The organism is Micromonospora sp. bgisy143, assembly GCF_057708145.1.
On the sequence record NZ_JBYIRN010000001.1, the window covers coordinates 181,647 to 195,857 of the forward strand.

At 72.9% G+C, this 14,211-nt stretch carries 15 protein-coding genes; 9 read left to right on the forward strand and 6 right to left on the reverse strand.

Annotated features, from left to right (window positions below; all coding sequences use genetic code 11):
- The first annotated feature begins 23 nt into the window (after window positions 1-23).
- From AC3EN4_RS00900 to AC3EN4_RS00915, 4 genes are read left to right on the forward strand one after another with little or no spacing between them, the layout of a single operon-like run.
- Window positions 24-842: a PaaX family transcriptional regulator gene (locus AC3EN4_RS00900; protein WP_422738157.1), complete on the forward strand. Its 819-nt coding sequence runs from the start codon at window positions 24-26 to the stop codon at window positions 840-842.
- A gap of 5 nt (window positions 843-847) precedes the next feature.
- Complete coding sequence (locus AC3EN4_RS00905) at window positions 848-1,639, forward strand: enoyl-CoA hydratase-related protein (protein WP_422738156.1); 792 nt, start codon at window positions 848-850, stop codon at window positions 1,637-1,639.
- Between the two features lie 59 nt (window positions 1,640-1,698).
- Window positions 1,699-2,997, forward strand: a complete 1,299-nt coding sequence (locus AC3EN4_RS00910; protein WP_435204057.1) for a DUF1800 domain-containing protein — start codon at window positions 1,699-1,701, stop codon at window positions 2,995-2,997.
- A 17-nt stretch (window positions 2,998-3,014) separates the two neighbouring features.
- Window positions 3,015-4,256, forward strand: a complete 1,242-nt coding sequence (locus AC3EN4_RS00915) for a DUF1501 domain-containing protein (RefSeq protein WP_435204058.1) — start codon at window positions 3,015-3,017, stop codon at window positions 4,254-4,256.
- Window positions 4,257-4,259: 3 nt separating this feature from the next.
- Here AC3EN4_RS00915 and AC3EN4_RS00920 read toward each other — a convergent pair whose 3' ends face one another.
- The 4 genes from AC3EN4_RS00920 to AC3EN4_RS00935 are packed head-to-tail and all read right to left on the reverse strand — an operon-like array spanning window position 4,260 to window position 6,718.
- Window positions 4,260-4,883 carry a hypothetical protein gene (locus AC3EN4_RS00920; RefSeq protein ID WP_435204059.1) on the reverse strand — a complete coding sequence of 208 codons (624 nt, stop codon included), beginning with the start codon at window positions 4,881-4,883 and terminating at the stop codon, window positions 4,260-4,262.
- Between the two features lie 13 nt (window positions 4,884-4,896).
- On the reverse strand, window positions 4,897-5,478 hold the full coding sequence (locus AC3EN4_RS00925) for a DNA-3-methyladenine glycosylase I (RefSeq protein WP_435204060.1): 582 nt from the start codon (window positions 5,476-5,478) through the stop codon (window positions 4,897-4,899).
- A 56-nt stretch (window positions 5,479-5,534) separates the two neighbouring features.
- A complete protein-coding gene (locus tag AC3EN4_RS00930) occupies window positions 5,535-6,032 on the reverse strand; it encodes an SRPBCC family protein (RefSeq protein ID WP_422738151.1) in 498 nt (165 codons plus the stop codon).
- Window positions 6,029-6,718: a DivIVA domain-containing protein gene (locus AC3EN4_RS00935; protein ID WP_435204061.1), complete on the reverse strand. Its 690-nt coding sequence runs from the start codon at window positions 6,716-6,718 to the stop codon at window positions 6,029-6,031. Before AC3EN4_RS00935 ends, AC3EN4_RS00930 begins: the two co-directional genes overlap by 4 nt.
- 153 nt (window positions 6,719-6,871) lie before the next feature.
- On the opposite strand from AC3EN4_RS00935, the gene folP reads away from it, so the two are divergent.
- Window positions 6,872-7,741 carry a dihydropteroate synthase gene (gene folP / locus AC3EN4_RS00940; RefSeq protein WP_435204062.1) on the forward strand — a complete coding sequence of 290 codons (870 nt, stop codon included), beginning with the start codon at window positions 6,872-6,874 and terminating at the stop codon, window positions 7,739-7,741.
- A 141-nt stretch (window positions 7,742-7,882) separates the two neighbouring features.
- Here the strand turns inward: folP and ndhC are convergent, their stop codons facing one another.
- Window positions 7,883-8,260: an NADH-quinone oxidoreductase subunit A gene (ndhC, locus tag AC3EN4_RS00945; RefSeq protein WP_421474373.1), complete on the reverse strand. Its 378-nt coding sequence runs from the start codon at window positions 8,258-8,260 to the stop codon at window positions 7,883-7,885.
- 128 nt (window positions 8,261-8,388) lie between these two features.
- On the opposite strand from ndhC, the gene AC3EN4_RS00950 reads away from it, so the two are divergent.
- The 3 genes from AC3EN4_RS00950 (at window position 8,389) to AC3EN4_RS00960 (ending at window position 12,927) form a co-directional block, all read left to right on the forward strand.
- Complete coding sequence (locus AC3EN4_RS00950) at window positions 8,389-9,828, forward strand: hypothetical protein (RefSeq protein ID WP_435204063.1); 1,440 nt, start codon at window positions 8,389-8,391, stop codon at window positions 9,826-9,828.
- Between the two features lie 224 nt (window positions 9,829-10,052).
- Complete coding sequence (locus tag AC3EN4_RS00955) at window positions 10,053-11,900, forward strand: 2-oxoacid:acceptor oxidoreductase subunit alpha (protein ID WP_435204064.1); 1,848 nt, start codon at window positions 10,053-10,055, stop codon at window positions 11,898-11,900.
- The gene (locus AC3EN4_RS00960; RefSeq protein ID WP_435204065.1) at window positions 11,893-12,927 is read left to right on the forward strand and encodes a 2-oxoacid:ferredoxin oxidoreductase subunit beta; all 1,035 of its coding nucleotides are present in this window, start codon (window positions 11,893-11,895) and stop codon (window positions 12,925-12,927) included. Before AC3EN4_RS00955 ends, AC3EN4_RS00960 begins: the two co-directional genes overlap by 8 nt.
- Window positions 12,928-12,997: 70 nt before the next feature.
- On the opposite strand, the gene AC3EN4_RS00965 is transcribed toward AC3EN4_RS00960, so the two are convergent.
- The gene (locus AC3EN4_RS00965) at window positions 12,998-13,642 is read right to left on the reverse strand and encodes an FMN-dependent NADH-azoreductase (protein WP_435204066.1); all 645 of its coding nucleotides are present in this window, start codon (window positions 13,640-13,642) and stop codon (window positions 12,998-13,000) included.
- An 82-nt stretch (window positions 13,643-13,724) separates the two neighbouring features.
- On the opposite strand from AC3EN4_RS00965, the gene AC3EN4_RS00970 reads away from it, so the two are divergent.
- The gene (locus AC3EN4_RS00970) at window positions 13,725-14,207 is read left to right on the forward strand and encodes a MarR family winged helix-turn-helix transcriptional regulator (protein WP_435204067.1); all 483 of its coding nucleotides are present in this window, start codon (window positions 13,725-13,727) and stop codon (window positions 14,205-14,207) included.
- Window positions 14,208-14,211 lie beyond the last annotated feature (4 nt).

Genomic DNA, 14,211 nt, shown 5'->3' on the forward strand with positions numbered 1-14,211 from the left:
AAGGCCTGTCACAATGTGCGGTCATGCAGGCACGGTCGGCACTCTTCGACCTGTACGGCGACCACCTCCGGCCGAGGGGTGGCCGCGCACCGGTCGCCGCCCTGGTCAAGCTACTGGCGCCGTTGGGAATCGCGCCGCCCGCCGTTCGCACCGCCGTGTCCCGGATGGTGCGTCAAGGCTGGCTCGACCCGCTCCGGATGGCCTCCGGACCGGGATATTCGATCACACCAAAAGCCGCCCGACGACTCGACGAGGCGGCGGCCCGGATCTACCGGACCGGCCGGGTCACCTGGGACGGCCGGTTCGATCTGCTCGTCCTCGACGCGCCGGGCTCCCGGCGGGACCGGCAACGACTCGCCGCCACCCTCAGCTTCCTCGGCTACGGCACCCTCGACGAGCAGACCTGGGTCGCCACCCGCCCCGCGGAGGACGTCGACCTGCTGCTGGCCGAGGCCGGCATCCGGTTCGAGCGGTTCACCGCGTCGCACTTCTCCGGTACCCCCGGCGCGATGGGCGTCGTCCGTCGCGCCTGGGACCTGGCCGAGATCGGCCGCGCGTACGAGCGGTTCGTCGCCGACCAGCGCCCACTGCTGAGCGCGGTCACCGTGCGCAGCAGCGACGAGGAGGCGTACGCGGCCCGGTTCCGGCTCGTGCACGCGTGGCGTACCTTCCTGTTCCGGGACCCGCAGCTGCCCCCGGCGCTGCTGCCCGAGCGCTGGCCCGGCACCGCCGCGGCCAGTTTCTTCGACCGGCACGCGGCCCGCCTGCGTCCGGCCGCCGACCGGTACGTCGAGCAGTGCCTCGACGCCGGCAACCGCATCGTTCGACAGAAGGGTCGTTAGACACAGTGACCGAGCCGTTGCTCGTCGACCGGACCGACGCCGTCGTCACCCTCACGCTCAACCGGCCGCAGGCGATGAACGCGCTCGACGTCGCGTTGAAGGAGGCGCTGCGGGACACCCTGGCGGAGCTGGAGACCGACCGGTCCTGCCGGGCGGTCGTGCTCGCCGGGGCGGGCGGGTCGTTCAGCGCCGGGCAGGACCTGCGCGAGCACGTGTCGACCCTGGAGAACGGCTCGACGGACCCGCTGGGCACCGTCCGGGTGCACTACAACCCGATCGCCGCCCGGCTGGCCAACCTGCCCAAGCCGGTGGTGGCCGCGGTGCGCGGGATGGCCGCCGGGGCGGGCGCGTCGCTGGCCTTCCTGGCCGACATCCGGATCGGCGGGCCGAGCACCAGCTTCCTGATGGCCTTCGCCAAGGTCGGGCTGGCTGCCGACACCGGCGCGTCCTGGACGCTGCCCCGGCTGGTCGGCCACGCCAAGGCGGTGGAGCTGCTGATGCTGGCCGAGCCGGTCCGCGCCGAGGAGGCCTGCCGGCTCGGGCTGCTCACCCGGCTGACCGACGACGACGAGCAGGTGCTGCCGGCCGCGCAGGAACTGGCCGCCCGCCTCGCGGCCGGCCCCACCGTCGCGTACGGGGCGATCAAGCGGCAGCTCTCCATCGCCGATGCCGGCACGCTCGCCGACGCGCTCTCGGCCGAGGCCCAGGCCCAGGCGATCTGCGGCGCCACCGTCGACCACAAGGCGGCCACCCTCGCGTTCGTCGCGAAGCAGAAACCGGTCTTCGAGGGACACTGAACGCGATTCGCACCGCGTCTTTACCGTCCTCGTACGCGGGCCGCCTAGCGTCGGCCCCCATGAGCGATCGTGAAGCCGTGGCGCACCTGCTGCGCCGGGCCACCTTCGGGCCGACCGCCGACGAGGTGGACGCGGCCGAGCGGGCCGGCGCGGCGGCGACCCTGGACAAGCTGCTCACCCCGGGACGGGCCGACAAGGGTGCGGCGGCCACCCCACCGCCGGCCCTGCCCGCCGACCCGTACGCCGCACTGACCAAGGACTCCACCCGCGAGCAACGGCAGCAGGCCAACGCCCAGCGCAAGGAGCAGCTTTCGCAGGTCACCCACTGGTGGCTGGACCGGATGGTCGCCGCCGAGGACGGGCTGACCGAGAAGCTGCTCTTCTTCTGGCACGGGCACTGGGCGACGAGCGCTCAGAAGGTCAAGTCGGCGCGGATGATGCTCGGCCAGTTGGAGACGCTGCGCCGGCACGGGCGCGGACCGCTGGCCCCGCTGGTCGCCTCCATGGTGCGCGACCCGGCACTGATCCTCTGGCTGGACGGGCAGAAGAACACCCGTAAGGCGCCGAACGAGAACCTGGCGCGCGAGCTGATGGAGCTGTTCACCCTCGGCATCGGCGGCTACACCGAGGCCGACGTGAAGGCCGGCGCGCGGGCGCTCACCGGCTGGACGGTCGACCGGCGGACCGGGACCGCCCGCTTCGAGCCCAGACGGCACGACCCCGGGGAGAAGACCATCCTCGGGCAGACCGGCCGCTTCGACGCCGAGGCGTACGCCGGACTGCTGACCGCCCAGCCGGCGGCGGCGACGTTCGTGGCCCGCCGGCTCTGGTTCCGCTACGCCGGCGCCGACGTCCCCGCGCCGGACGGCCTGGCGGGCGCGGACACCGTCGCCACCCTGCGGGCGCTGTTCTCGTCGCCGGCCTTCGCCCAGACCCGCGGCACCCTGGTCAAGCAGCCGGTGGAGTGGCTGGTTGGCGCGCTGCGACAGCTCGGCATCCGCCCCCGGACGATGCCCGAGCAGCAGCGCAAGCAACTGCTGAGCGGGCTCAACGCGCTGGACCAGGTGCCGCTGCGACCGCCCAGCGTGGGTGGTTGGCCGGCCGGCGCGGCGTGGCTCACCACGTCGTCGTTGCAGGCCCGCATCCGGCTGGCCGCGACGCTCGCCACCGCGACCAGCCCGACGGTGCTGGCCCGGCTGACCGCCGCGCCCGTCGCCGGCCGGGCCGACGCCCTGGCCCGGCTGCTGGTCGTCGACGGCTGGGGCGCCCGTACCCGGGCCGCCCTCACCCCGCTGGCCGGCGAACCCCGCAAGCTGCTGGCAGCCGGCCTGGTCAGTCCCGAGTACACCGTCAGCTGAGCGGAGGAGTCGAGAAGATGGACACCCTGACCCGACGCAGGTTCCTGCTCACCAGCGGGGTGGTCGGCGCGGGTGCGCTCGCCGCCGGCGCCGGCGCGTACGGCCTGCGCGACCTGCTGGACACCGCCGGGGACCGGGACCCGCAGTCGCAGACGCTGGTGCTGGTCACCCTCTACGGCGGTAACGACGGCCTGAACACCGTCATCCCGTACGGCGACCCGGCCTACCGGGCGGCCCGCCCCGAGCTGGCGTACCCCGACGGCGAGGTGCGCCGCCTCGACGACGACTTCGCCCTCAACCCGGCGATGGCGGGCCTGCACCAGCGCTGGTCCACCGGCGGGCTGGCGATCGTGCGCGGGGTCGGCTACCCGAAGCCGGACCGCAGCCACTTCCGGTCGATGGACATCTGGCACACGGCGCAACCGGACCGGCCGGGTACCACCGGCTGGCTCGGTCGCTGGCTGGACCGGGCGGGTGGCGACCCCCGGCTGGCGGTCTCTTTCGAGCCGGCGCTGCCGCCGCTGCTGGCCGGCGAGCGGAGCGCGGGCGCGGCCGTACCGGTGACCGACCGCAGGGCCACCAAGGGTCTGCCCGCCCAGGCGTTGGAGGCGTTCGCCGCCGCCGAGGCGGGCGAGTCGCCGGCCCGCGCCCGCGCCGCCGCCTGCTTCGCCGACATGCGCTCGGTGGACGAGATGATCCGCGAGGTCCGCGACTCCGCCGACCCGGACACGGCCGACCCGGACGGCGACCAGACGCCGGCGACCGCCACCGGCGGGGCGCGTACGCCGTTGGACGCGCAACTGGACCTGGTCGCGCAGTGCGTGGAGGCCGGGGTGTCCACCCGGGTCTTCTCGGTCTCGCTGGGCGGCTTCGACACGCACGCCGACGAGAAGCAGTTGCAGGCCGTCCTGCTCAGCCAGCTCGACCGGGCGTTGACCGGGTTCGCCGACCGGATGAGCCGCACCGAGGCGGGCCGCAAGGTGGTGGTGGCCGTCTACTCCGAGTTCGGCCGTCGGGTCCGGGCGAACGCCTCCGACGGCACCGACCATGGCACCGCCTCGGACATGCTGCTGCTCGGCGCGGGGGTGCGTGGCGGCTGGCACGGGGACGCGCCCAGCCTCACCGACCTGGACGACGGGGACCTGAAGTACACCACCGACTTCCGGGACGTCTACGCCACGCTGCTGGAACGGGTGCTGGACACCGACCCGGGCCCGGTGCTCGCCGACTGGCGGGGACGCCTCGACAAACTCTTCTAGACCCTAGTCGTCCTCTTCCGGGTCCTGGTTGGCCTCCGCGCCGAGCACGAACGCCTGCATGGCCAGTTCGTCACCGGACGGCGAGACGAACGCGGGCAGCTCACGCGGCCCCAGCTCCTGCACGTACGACCAGAAGAGGCGTACCGCCTCGGCCGGCGTGCCGGCCTCGATCGGCAGGTCCAGGCTGACCAGCCAGGTGCGCCGCGCCGGGGGCGGACCGAGCTGGTCGGCCAACGCCCGGAAGGTCGCCGGGTCCAACGCGCTGACCGGCCCGTCGAGGGTGAGCAGGTCGGCCGGCACCGGCTCGTCGAAGGCCCGCCGGGTGTACGTCACGACGAGCGTCTCCGGCTCGACCGGGGACTGCGGGTCGTCCGGGTCCTCCCGGTGCCGCTGCGCCGGGGCGCTGACCCGGCCCAGGGCCACCAGGCGCGGCGGGGCGTCGGCCAGCACCGCCACCCGGTCACCGGGCGCCGGCCGGCCGACGTCGGTCAGGCCGGTCAGCCGCAGCGCGTCGTGGTGCACGAGCCGCTCGGCCTCGTAACGCTCGGCGGGCAGCAGCACCGCCCAGGTGCCCGGCCCGTCTGCCTGGCCGGCCCCGTCGGCCCGGTACGCGGTCTCGGTCGTCATGCCTGCCATCCCATCACGCCGGCAGTGCGCTGGTGACGTGACAGCCGACGATGTGATCGTCGACCATCCCGGTGGCCTGCATGAGGGCGTACGCGGTGGTGGGGCCGACGAACCGGAAGCCGCGCTTCTTGAGCGCCTTGGCCATCGCCGTCGACTCGGCGGTGATCGGCGCCAGCTCGGAGAACGAGGCGGGACGGGCCGGCCGCCGCTCCGGCGCGAACGACCAGAGCAGCGCGGACAGCCCGTCGGGCAGTTCGAGGGCGGCGCGGGCGTTGGCGATCGCCGCCTCGATCTTGGCCCGGTTGCGGACGATGCCGGCGTCGGCGAGCAGCCGGGTCACGTCGCTGTCGCCGTAGCCGGCGACGGTGGGGATGTGGAACTCGTCGAAGGCCAGCCGGAACGCCGGCCGCTTGCGCAGGATGGTCAGCCACGACAGACCGGACTGGAACGCCTCCAGGGTCATCCGCTCGTAGAGCGCGTCGTCGCCGTGCAGCGGCCGCCCCCACTCGGTGTCGTGGTAGACGGCGTAGTCGGGGGTGCTCGCCCCCCAGGCGCAACGGGCCAGCCCGTCCGCGCCGATCACCAGGTCACTCACGTCGCACACGCTAGGCCATCGCACCGACAGCCGGGCTCAGCCGGGCGACAGCGCCGTCAGGGCAGTCGGCCCTGCTCGACCAGGCGCGCGAACCTCTTCAATGCCTGGGTGAGGCCCAGCTTGGAACCGGGCCAGAGCACCGGCCACGCCAGCCGTCCGGCCCGGCCGCCGGGCAGGTGGAACCATTCGTGCCAGACGACCTGGGTGCGGGCCTGGCCGAGTTCGGTGCAGCGCAGCACGCCCGGGCCGCGCAGCACCTGGCCGTGGTGCACCACGCCGATCTCGTACGGCTCGTCCACCCGGACCACCAGCATCTCGTCGCGTAGCGTCGCCCGGCCGAGCGCGGTCACCGCCTCGATCCGGCTGCCCTCGCGCCCGTCGCCCTCGACGACCCGGACCTGGGTGAACGGGATCCAGTCCGACTGTCGCTCCCAGGCGAGCAGCGCGGCGAAGACCCGGGCCGCCGGCGCGTTGACGATGACCGTGGCGGTCACCTCACCGGCGCCCGGTTGGGCCGCCTCCCGGAGGGCGTCGGCACCCTCCGGGCCGGTCACGCCGACTCCGACCGGACCACCGCGCCCTGCTGTCCGACACCCCGGGTCGCCTCGGTCGCGGCGTCGTCGGCGGGCGTACCGACGCCCGCGTCGTCGGTGGCCGGCGCGACGCCGTCGGCGTCCGCCGACGAGGAGGTGGCGGCCGGAAGCGAGCCGGCACCGACCGGAGCCGTCTCGTCGTCGGCCGGCGCTCCGTCGTCGGTGGCCGGAGCCACGCCGTCGGCGTCCGCCGACGAGGAGGTGGCGGCCGGGAGCGAGCCGCCGCCGACCGAAGCCGCCTCGTCGTCGGACGGGGTGGTCGCGTCGACGTCGGCGGTGGTCTTCGAGGCGGCAGCCTGCTCCCGCGCCCGGCGCAGCGCCTCCGCGTCGTCGGTCCGGCCCTCGCGCAGTGCGATGACCTCCGCCTCCAACACGCCGATCAGTTCGGACTTGTAGCCGATGTCGTAGGCGGCGCGGCGCATCGCCTGGTCGACCTGGGCCATCCGGTAGCCCCGCAGACCGGTGTCGAAGCGGACCGCGCCCACGTCGGATTCGCGCAGCGGCCGGGTGCCCGGCAGCGGCACGGCCTGCGAATCCGGCTCGGTCGGAGCGAGACCGGGATCGCGCCCGCCGACCAGCACCGTCACGCCGAAAACCACCGCCGCGACGGTCAACGCCACGACCAGGAGGAGCAGAAGCTGACCCATGCACTGATCGTGGCACGACAGCCGGCCGGTAGCGACCCCACCACCCCGATCAGCCATCGACGCCCACGCCCGCCCGGCGGGCACCGCCGCGGACCGGCTAGCGTCGGGAACGGCCGGAGCAGCGGCGACGGCGCGCGAGAGGCGGGAGGCGGCATGGCCGGTGCACTTCGGCTCGGTGCGCGGACGTTCGCGCCGGGTGAGCTGGTGGTGATGGCCATCGTCAACCGCACACCGGACTCGTTCTTCGACCGGGGCGCCACCTTCGCCGCGGACAGCGCGCTGCGGGCGGTCGAGCGGGCGGTCGACGAGGGCGCCGACATCATCGACATCGGCGGGGTCAAGGCCGGCCCGGGCACCGAGGTGGACGTGACCGAGGAGATCCGCCGCACGGTGGACACGATCGCCGCCGTCCGGGCCGCGTTCCCGGAGGTGGTGATCTCCATCGACACCTGGCGCGCCGAGGTGGCGGCCGAGGCCGTGGCGGCCGGCGCGGACCTGCTGAACGACACCTGGTCGGGCGTCGACCCGGCGCTCGCCCGGGTCGCGGCGAGCACGGGCGCCGGGCTGGTCTGCTCGCACGCCGGCGGCCTGGCCCCCCGGACCAGGCCGCACCGCGCCGCCTTCGACGACGTGGTCGCCGACGTGGTCGGGACGGTGACCGGGCTCGCCGAGCGCGCGGTGGCGGCGGGGGTACGCCCCGACGGGATCCTCATCGACCCGGCGCACGACTTCGGCAAGAACACCCGACACTCGTTGGAGATCACCCGTCGGCTGGGTGAGCTGACCGCCACCGGTTGGCCGGTGCTGGTGGCGCTCTCCAACAAGGACTTCGTCGGCGAGACGCTCGACCTACCGGTGGGCGAACGCCTGGAGGGCACGCTCGCCGCGACGGCGGTCTCCGCGTGGCTGGGCGCCCGGGTGTTCCGGGCCCACCAGGTCGGGCCCACCCGTCGGGTGCTGGACATGGTGGCCTCGATCCGCGGCGACCGGCCGCCCACGGCGACGCGGCGCGGCCTGGCCTAACCCGCCCGGCCCCGGCCCCGGCCCCGGCCCCGGCCCCGGCGATCATGAAGTTATTGCCGTGCCGCACGGCGTGTTCGGACAATAACTTCATGATCAACACAGATGGGGGCGCCTGGGGTGGGGCGCCGGGTGGCGGGGCGGTCAGGTCCAGCGGAGGATGTTTCTACGCCAGGCGTAGAGGATGCCGAGGGCCAGCACCGCCACGAAGATCGCCATCTCCACCACCGTGACCAGGCCGAAGCCGGGCCGGTCGAACACCACCGCCCAGGGGAAGAGGAACACCGCCTCGACCGCGAACAGCACGTAGAGGTACGCGTAGACGTAGTAGCGGATCTGCATCTGCGCCCAGTCCGCGCCCACCGGATCGAGCCCGCACTCGTAGCTGGCCCGCTTGCCGAACGGGTCCGCCGGACGGGCGGGACGTAACACCCGGTTGGCCGAGAACGCCGTCACAAAGAACAGGACGCTCACGAGCAGCAAGAGCCCGAGCGTCGCGTACGAGCCCAGGTAACCGGTCACGTCCGGAGCCTACCGCCCGCCCCGGAAGGACCGTCCCCAACACGTTACGGATTTGTTTCCAGGTGGGACTAGTGCACCGAGGCAACTATTAACAATATTGGACTCCCAACCCTGCCACCGGAGGACAGATGGCCCGCGTGAAGGTTTCGCCCGATCGCTGGGCCGCAGGGCGGCATCCCACCCGCCTGCTGGCAACCGCGCTCGCGCTCGGGCTGCTCGCGACGTTCGCCGTAGCACCGGCCCTCGCCGGCGCGACGGCACCGCGCACCCACCCGGTAGCCGCCGTGACGGAGTCGGCACCCGAACCCGATCCGGACCCGGAGACCACGCCGGCGCAGGAGCCCACCCCGACCGCGGAGCCGGGCGGTGACCCCGCGCCGACCGACCCGCCCCCGCCGACCACCGCGCCGCCGCCGGAGACCACGCCGCCGGCCCCACCGCCGACGACCGCGCCGCCGCCACCGGCCAGTACCGCTCCCGCCCCGGGCGGCTCCAGCCGACCGCCGACGCTCGGGCCGCCCGCCCCTGGGATCCCACCGGTCAACCCGCCCGCGCCGGGCGGCACGCAGGCTCCCCCACCGAGTCCTCTCGGCGTCCAGGTGACCACCGAGGACGTCACCCTGTCGGAGTCGTACTGGAACGCGCCCAGCACGACCACCACGCTGCGGGTCACCGTGGCGAACACCGGTACCGCCACGCAGCGGGTCCGGCTGTCGTACACCCTGCCGGCCGGTCTGACCGACGCCGGCACGAACGGCTGCGTCGCCGAGGGCGTCGGCGCGTACCGCTGCGGGGCGTGGACCACCGAGGCGGGCACCCGGTTCAGCAGCCTGATCCGGCTGCGGGTCGCCGGCGCGGCCTGGGAGCGGATGCCGCTCAGCGGGACCGTCCGGGTCGTCGCGGACGTGCCCGGGATGCCCGGCGAGGTGGCCGACGACCAGGGCTTCGCCGTGCTGTTCCCGCCCGGCCCGCCGGTGCCCGGGATCTCGCTGGCCGCCGACGAGGTCGCGTTCGACATCAGTGGCGCGCAGAGCACCCTGGCGGTACGGCTGGGCAACACCGGCACGGTGGACGCCGCCGGCCTGGTGGAGGTGGTCCTGCCGGCCGGGGTGAGCGTGCCCGCGCCACCGGTGGGCTGCGTGGTCCTCGACGCGTCCCGTACCCGGTGTGACGCGGGTCCCTTGTCCGCCGGTGAGACCCGGGAGCTGCGGCTACCGGTGGAGGCGACGCCACAGGCCCAGCGGGAGGCGCCGCTGTCCGGGGCGGTGGTCGGCCAACTCGACCCCCGCAACGGCGCGACCCGGCGGTTGCAGATGAGTTTCCGGATCACCGCGGCGGCGGCGCTGGCCACGCCGGTCGTCTCGCCGCCCGCGCCGACCGGCTCGCAGGGCGTCCTCCCGGCGGGCGCCACCACGGACGACGGCATGACCTCGGTCCAGCGCACCGCGGTCATTCTGATCGCGGTCTCCGCGCTGCTGGTGATCCTGGCTCTCACGCTGGCCACCACCTCGTTGCGTCGCCGGTTCGGCAGCTCGACGGCCGAACCCACGGCCCCGCCCGCGGACTGACCGATCGACGACCCTGACCGCCACCGGCCCGGGTCGTCGCCGGTCGCCGTACGGTGATCTGAATTACGGCGGCCGGTGCGAAACCCCGCAATCCAGAGCAATTTCGGCGTTGAACCAGTCTCAGTCGGCGGACCTCCGGGCAGGGTCGGGGGTCCGTTCGACGTAGGCTCTGGGTGGGGAACGACAGCGCTTGCGAGCCCGCAGTCGCGAACGAAGGTGGCACAGTGACCAAGCAGATCCGTCAACTCGACCGGGTGGTCATCCGGTTCGCCGGTGACTCCGGCGACGGCATGCAGTTGACCGGCGACCGGTTCACCTCCGAGACGGCGCAGCTCGGCAACGACATCTCCACGCTGCCGAACTTCCCCGCCGAGATCCGCGCCCCCGCCGGCACGCTGCCGGGCGTGTCGAGCTTCCAGGTGCACTTCGCCGACTACGACATCCTCACCCCGGGTGACGCGCCAAACGTGCTGGTGGCGATGAACCCGGCGGCGCTCAAGGCCAACCTGGCCGACCTGCCGCGCGGCGCGGACATCATCGTCAACACCGACGAGTTCACCAAGCGCAACCTGGCCAAGGTGGGCTACCAGAGCAGCCCGCTGGACGACGACTCGCTGGCCGGCTACGTCGTGCACCCGGTGGCGCTGACCTCGATGACGGTCGGCGCGCTGGCCGAGCACCAGGTGTCCAAGAAGGACGCCGAGCGGTCCAAGAACATGTTCGCCCTCGGCCTGCTCTCCTGGATGTATTCCCGGCCGTACGAGTCGACCCTGCGCTTCCTGGAGCGTAAGTTCGCGGCCCGCCCGGAGTTGGTCGCCGCGAACGTCGCCGCCTTCAAGGCCGGCTGGAACTTCGGCGAGACCACCGAGGACTTCGCGGTCCGCTACGAGGTCAAGCCGGCGAAGATGCAGCCCGGCACCTACCGCAACATCACCGGCAACGCGGCGCTGTCGCTGGGGCTGGTCGCTGCCGGCGTCCGCTCGGGGCTGCCGGTCTTCCTCGGCGCGTACCCGATCACGCCGGCCTCGGACATCCTGCACGAGCTGAGCAAGCACAAGCGCTTCGGCGTACTGACCATGCAGGCCGAGGACGAGATCGCGGCGGTCGGCGCGGCGCTGGGCGCGTCGTACGGCGGTTCGCTCGGCGTGACCACCACCAGCGGCCCGGGTGTCGCGCTCAAGAGCGAGACGATCTCGCTCGCGGTGGCGCTGGAGCTGCCGCTGGTGATCGTCGACGTGCAGCGGGCCGGCCCGTCGACCGGCATGCCGACCAAGACCGAGCAGGCCGACCTGAACATGGCGCTGTACGGCCGGCACGGCGAGGCACCGGTCGCGGTGATCGCGCCCCGGTCGCCGTCGGACTGCTTCTTCGCCGCGCTGGAGGCGGCCCGGATCGCGCTGACCTACCGCACGCCGGTGATCCTGTTGTCGGACAACTACGTGGCGAACGGCTCCGAGCCGTGGCTGTTGCCCGACGTGGATTCGCTGCCCGACCTGCGCGTCGATTTCGCCACCGCGCCGAACGGCGAGGACGGCACCACCTTCCTGCCCTACCTGCGCGATCCGGAGACCCTGGCCCGCCCGTGGGCCATCCCCGGCACCCCCGGGTTGGAGCACCGGATCGGCGGTCTGGAGAAGGCCGACAAGACCGGTGACATCTCGTACGACCCGGCGAACCACGACTTCATGGTCCGCACCCGGGCGGCCCGGATCGAGACGATCCCGGTGCCGGACATCGAGGTGGAGGACCCGGACGGCGACGCCCGGGTGCTGGTGCTCGGCTGGGGCTCGACGTACGGGCCGATCGGTGCCGCCTGCCGCGGCGTCCGCCAGCGCGGCCTGTCCATCGCCCAGGCGCACCTGCGGCACCTGGCCCCGATGCCGGCGAACCTCGGCGAGGTGCTCCGCTCCTACGACAGGGTGGTCATCCCGGAGATGAACCTGGGCCAGCTCGCCCATGTCATCCGGGCCCGCTACCTGGTCGACGCGATCAGCTACAACCAGGTCCGCGGCCTGCCGTTCACGGCCGCCGAGCTGGAGACGACGCTGGAAGAGGTCCTGAAGAATGTCTGAGCCCGTCGCCCTCAAGCTCACCGCCAAGGACTTCAAGTCCGACCAGGAGGTGCGCTGGTGCCCCGGCTGCGGTGACTACGCCATCCTGGCGGCCATCCAGCAGTTCATGCCGGAGCTGAACATCCCCCGCGAGCGGACCGTGTTCGTCTCCGGGATCGGCTGCTCGTCGCGCTTCCCGTACTACATGAACACGTACGGAATGCACTCGATCCACGGTCGGGCCCCGGCGATCGCGACCGGCCTGTCGGTGTCCCGGCCGGACCTGTCGGTCTGGGTGGTCACCGGCGACGGCGACGCGCTCTCCATCGGTGGCAACCACCTGATCCACGCGCTGCGCCGCAACGTCAACCTCAAGATCCTGCTGTTCAACAACCGGATCTACGGGTTGACCAAGGGGCAGTACTCGCCCACGTCCGAGGTCGGCAAGATCACCAAGTCGACGCCGGCCGGTTCGGCGGACGCGCCGTTCAACCCGCTCTCGCTCGCCCTGGGCGCGGAGGCCAGCTTCGTGGGCCGCACCATCGACTCGGACCGCAAGCACCTCCAGTCGGTGCTGCGGGCCGCCGCCGAGCACCAGGGCTCGGCGTTCGTGGAGATCTACCAGAACTGCAACATCTTCAACGACGGGGCGTTCGAGCAGCTCAAGGACCCGTCCACCCGGGACGACTACCTGATCCGCCTGGAGCACGGCCAGCCGATCACCTTCGGGGCGGACGGTCGGTTCTGCGTGGTGCACCCGCCGGGCGCGTTCGGCCTGGAGGTCCGAGAGACCAGCTCCGTACGCCCCGAGGAGATCGTCGTGCACGACGCGACGGTGACCGACCCGGCGTACGCGTTCGCGCTGTCCCGGCTGCCCGGTCTGGACCTGCGCAACACGCCGATCGGGGTGTTCCGTTCCGTCGAGCGGCCGTCCTACGACAGCGTGGTGCAGGAGCAGTTGACCACGGCGAAGGCGAAGGTCACCGAGACGCCCGAGCAGCAGCTCGCCGGCCTGCTGGGCAGTGGCGACACCTGGACGATCATCTGACCCGTACGACCTGAAACGAGAGCGGCCGTCCCGATCCGGGGCGGCCGCTCTCGTTGTGTCAGGTGCCCTCTCAGCGCTGCGCCGAGGCCGGCGTCCACAGGTTGTCGATCTCCTTCTCGGCCGCCGTGCGGCTGGCCTCGTGCAGCGGGATCAGCTCGGCCATCGCCGGCACCGTGGGCGCCAGGGTCAGTTCCGTGCTGATGAAGCGCGGCTCCAGGCCGGTCATCGACAGACCGTGCGGGAGCCACTGCTCCGCATGGTCCCAGCCGTGCCGTGGGGTGCCCTCGCCGTAGCCACCGCCCCGGGTGGCCACCACCACGAACTCACGACCGTTGAGCAGGCCCTCCTGCGTGTCCGGGTCGTACGTGAGGCCGGCGACGATCAGGTGGTCGACCCAGGACTTGACGCTGCTCGGCACGCCGTAGTTGTAGAGCGGCAGCCCGAGCAGGACCACGTCGGCCTGCTTCACCTCGTCGACGACGCGCAGGCTGAGCTCCCACGACGCGCGCTGGGCGGGGGTGTGCTGGTCCGGCGGTGTCATCCGCGCGAGCCCGCCGGCGGAGTCCAGGTGCGGCAGCGGTTCGGCGCCCAGATCGCGGTAGGTCACGGTGCCGTCGGGGTGCGCGGCACGCCAGGCCGCGGCGGCCCGGGCGGTGAGTTGCCGGCTGACCGACCAGTCACCCCGGATGCTCGAATCGATATGCAGCAGGTTCATGATTCCTCCTCCAAGGATCGTCTGTGTAGCGCCAACTATTTATAGCAGGCAGATGTTCCGCTGCGCCGGTAGACTGGGTCACATGTCCGCCCTGCCGCTGGATCCCTCGGAGCACCGCTCGGGCGCCCTGCTGGACCACCTGGCGCGGCGGATGCGCCTGCGGGCGGAGTCGGTGCTCGCGCCACTGGGGCTACGACCGCGACACCTGGTCGCGCTCACCGTGCTGCGCGCGGGTGGCGGCATCAGCCAGCAGGCGCTCGCGAGCACCCTCGAGATGGACAGCACCAACGTGGTGGGGCTGCTCAACGACCTTGAGGCGAAGGAACTCGTCGAGCGGCGGCGCTCACCCCAGGACCGTCGACGGCACGTCGTCGAACTCACCGAAGACGGGGCAAAACGCCTCAAAGAGGCCGAATGCGCCCTCGCGGGCGCCGAGGACGAGGTGTTGGGAGCGCTCGAGCCGGCCGAGCGGGAGATGCTCTACAACCTGCTGCGGCGGGCGGCCACCACGACACCGATCGCCTGCACCGGAGCCCTCAGCGAGATGGACGCGGACGCCTGCTGACGTG

Bases quoted from the DNA above. Each gene is read 5' to 3' on its own strand.
- AC3EN4_RS00970 (WP_435204067.1), top strand. From the start codon at position 13,725: ATGTCCGCCCTGCCGCTGGATCCCTCGGAGCACCGCTCGGGCGCCCTG.
- folP (WP_435204062.1), top strand. From the start codon at position 6,872: ATGGCCGGTGCACTTCGGCTCGGTGCGCGGACGTTCGCGCCGGGTGAG.
- AC3EN4_RS00950 (WP_435204063.1), top strand. From the start codon at position 8,389: ATGGCCCGCGTGAAGGTTTCGCCCGATCGCTGGGCCGCAGGGCGGCAT.
- AC3EN4_RS00965 (WP_435204066.1), bottom strand. From the start codon at position 13,642: ATGAACCTGCTGCATATCGATTCGAGCATCCGGGGTGACTGGTCGGTC.
- AC3EN4_RS00900 (WP_422738157.1), top strand. From the start codon at position 24: ATGCAGGCACGGTCGGCACTCTTCGACCTGTACGGCGACCACCTCCGG.
- AC3EN4_RS00915 (WP_435204058.1), top strand. From the start codon at position 3,015: ATGGACACCCTGACCCGACGCAGGTTCCTGCTCACCAGCGGGGTGGTC.
- AC3EN4_RS00910 (WP_435204057.1), top strand. From the start codon at position 1,699: ATGAGCGATCGTGAAGCCGTGGCGCACCTGCTGCGCCGGGCCACCTTC.
- AC3EN4_RS00935 (WP_435204061.1), bottom strand. From the start codon at position 6,718: ATGGGTCAGCTTCTGCTCCTCCTGGTCGTGGCGTTGACCGTCGCGGCG.
- AC3EN4_RS00920 (WP_435204059.1), bottom strand. From the start codon at position 4,883: ATGACGACCGAGACCGCGTACCGGGCCGACGGGGCCGGCCAGGCAGAC.
- AC3EN4_RS00960 (WP_435204065.1), top strand. From the start codon at position 11,893: ATGTCTGAGCCCGTCGCCCTCAAGCTCACCGCCAAGGACTTCAAGTCC.